Origin of the sequence: Streptomyces phytophilus, assembly GCF_013870535.1 — a bacterium.
In the GTDB taxonomy this organism is placed as follows: Bacteria; Actinomycetota; Actinomycetes; order Streptomycetales; family Streptomycetaceae; genus Streptomyces; species Streptomyces phytophilus.
On the sequence record NZ_JACBXC010001000.1, the window covers coordinates 1 to 2260 of the forward strand.

The following is a 2260-nucleotide window of genomic DNA, read 5'->3' on the forward strand; positions in this document are numbered from 1 at the left end:
CGAACGCCGTGGTGCCCGCCGTCAGCCCCACCGCGTCGCTGAGGTACCCGGCGGCGACCGGCAGCACCCCGGCCATCAGGTAACCGCCGCCGGTGAGTGCCGCGTTGGCCTCGGCGAGCCGGGTGGCGGATATCCGGGCGCTGAGGGTGCTGAGCCCGCCGAGCTGCGCGCTGCCCTGGCCGAGCCCGGCGAGCACGGCGGCGGCGAGGAGCAGCGGCACCGAGGTGACGGCGGTGGCCAGCACCAGCGCCGCCATGCCCGCGGTCGTCAGTACGGCGCCGAGCGCGAAGAGGACGCGTACCCGCAGGGTCCGCACCGCGAACTGCACGCCGGTCGCCGCCGCGAAGAGCAGGAAGATCATGCCGCCGGCGAGCGCGCGGTTGTCGCTGTCCAGCAGCTCGGCCAGCAGGGACGGGCCGAGGGCCAGCACGAAGCCGGTGGCGGTCATGCCCGGGGCGAGGACGGCGAGGCTGAGCAGCAGCGTGCGGCGGTGCGGGCGGGGGACGGACGGGATGCGCACGAGCCGGCGCGCACGCCGGGACGCCGGATCCGCTACGCCCCCACTCCCCGGCTCCGCATCCGCCGCCCCGCCCGGATCCTCCCCCGGCCGGGCCAGCGGCATCCGCACCACCACCGCCAGCGCGACCAGCAGCAGCCCCGCCTGCACGACGAACACCAGCCTCGTGGGATGCGGCAGCGCCTCCGACAGCACCCCGGCGAGCATCGGCCCCAGCGCCGCCCCGCCGACCATCGACGCGGACGCCACCAGCCCGCCGAACTGCTTCTGCCCCGGCGGCGCGAGGTCGGCCACCGCCGCCATCCCCGCCGCCAGTACCGCGCCCACCGCGAACCCGCTGAGCAGCCGCGCCACGCCCAGTACGGCGACCGACTCGGCGGTGGCGAAGAGCACGGCGGCGGTGAGCGACAGCGCCAGCCCCGGCAGCAGCACCGGCTTGCGGCCATACCGGTCGGCGAGGGTGCCGGCGAACGTCAGGGTGACGAGCAGGCCGCCGATGTACGCGGCGTAGATCAGCGTGATCGTGGCGGCAGAGAAGCCGAACCGGCCCTGCCACAGCACGTACAGCGGCGCGGGCTCGTTGGACAGGGCGAGCGCGGCGACGACGGGCCAGGCGGCGAGCCACATCCACCGCCGCGAGCCGCCCGGCGGCCGGCCGGCCGCGGGCGCGGGGACGCCGAGGGCGCCGAGGGCTGGGTCCGTGCGGCGGGCGTCGGCCGTCATGCGCGCTCCTCGGCAGGGTCGGCCGACACTGTACGAGATCGTCCGCGCGGGCTGAAGTGCGGGTGGCGGCCCGGGAGTCCGCGGGACGCGCGGCGCCGGCCCCGTCAGTTTCCCTATTATTTCGATCGACATGATAGGGAAGAGCGGTGACCGGCAACGACAGGGACAGCCCCGGCACTGCCCGGGACCCGTACTTCGACAACGCCAAGTTCCTGGCGGTGGTGCTCGTCGCGTGCGGGCACGCCTGGGAGCCGCTGGTGGACGGCAGCCGGGCGGTGGCCGCGGCCTACGAGACCGTCTACGCCTTCCACATGCCCGCGTTCGTGCTGATCTCCGGCTACTTCTCCCGGGGCCAGGACGGCTCGCCGCGGCGGGCCAGGGGGCTGATCACCGGCCTCCTGGTGCCGTACCTGGTCTTCGAGATCGCGTACACGCTCTTCGGCCGCGTGGCCGGCGGCAACCAGAGCCCCTTCAGCCTGCTCGACCCCTGGGGCGTGACGTGGTTCCTGCTCGCGCTGTTCGTCTGGCGGCTGTCCGTACCGCTGTGGCAGGTGCTGCGCCGGCCGCTGCCGGTGGCCCTGGCCGTCGCGGCGCTCGCCACCGCCACCCCCGACATCGGCAACGACCTCGATCTGCAACGCGTCCTGCAGCTCCTGCCGTTCTTCGTGCTCGGGCTGACCTGCGATCCGGCGCGGCTGCGGCTGCTGCGGCGGCGCGAGGCGCGGCTCCTGGCCGCCCCGGTGCTCCTCGCCGCGCCGGTGGCCGCGTACCTCCTCGGCCCGCACACCGACCGGCGCTGGCTCTACCGCAGCACCGCCGCCCAGGAGATCGGCCACTCCGGCGGCTTCGGGCTGCTCGCCGCGCCCGTGCTCTTCTTCTGCTCGCTGCTGCTGGTCGCGGCGTTCCTCGCCTGGGTGCCGGGACGGCGCCTGCGGTGGACCGTGCTGGGCGCGGGCACGCTCTACGGCTACCTGCTGCACGCCTTCGCCACCCAGGGGGCCCGCTACGGCGGCTGGTACG

2 protein-coding genes are annotated in these 2260 nt (G+C 75.4%); one reads left to right on the top strand and one right to left on the bottom strand.

From position 1 onward, the window contains the following. The coding region (locus H5J30_RS28260; RefSeq protein ID WP_181790122.1) for an MFS transporter at positions 1-1240 on the bottom strand (1240 nt) is incomplete at its 3' end. Between the two features lie 146 nt (positions 1241-1386). Here H5J30_RS28260 and H5J30_RS28265 point away from each other — a divergent pair. Beyond that, positions 1387-2260, top strand: an 874-nt coding sequence (locus tag H5J30_RS28265) for an acyltransferase family protein (RefSeq protein WP_181790123.1), incomplete at its 3' end; no start/stop codon positions are given.